Here is a 496-nt window from a genome sequence, read left to right on the forward strand (position 1 = left end):
TCTACGGCAACCCAAGTATTGGTATAGGTACCGGCATTGCTGCAAGACCCTGAAGCTACAAACTGACCGCTCGATTTGGTGTAAGTGACGGTTGAACAATTTGCGGTAGCAGTAGGTGCCTGATTTTGTGCAGCTGTTAGTCCCGCTGCATCACTACATTGTAATGTAGTATCTAATGTTCCTGCTTGTGTAATCCAGGTTGGAATAGCAGTATCCTGAACAGTAATTACCTGAGTAAAGACTGTTGAGGTGTTGTTACAAACATCATTTGCAGTCCAGGTATTGGTGTAAGTTCCTGTACTTCCACAATTTCCTCCTTGAAATTGACCGCTTACTTTGGTATAGGTAACTGTTCCTCCACAATTATCAGTAGCTATTGGTGCATTGGCCTGAGCAGTTGTCAAACCTGCAGTATCACTACATTGCAAAGTCACATCCAATGCGGCTGGAGCCGTAGTCCATGTTGGCGCTGTAGTGTCTTGAATTGTAATGGTTT

At 44.2% G+C, this 496-nt stretch carries 1 protein-coding gene; it reads right to left on the reverse strand.

Annotated elements, in window-relative coordinates; all coding sequences use genetic code 11:
* Positions 1-496: HYR-like domain-containing protein (locus B0A80_RS19005; RefSeq protein ID WP_394364282.1), on the reverse strand; the 496-nt coding region annotated here is incomplete at both ends.

Origin of the sequence: Flavobacterium tructae (assembly GCF_002217475.1) — a bacterium.
Taxonomy (GTDB): domain Bacteria; phylum Bacteroidota; class Bacteroidia; order Flavobacteriales; family Flavobacteriaceae; genus Flavobacterium; species Flavobacterium tructae.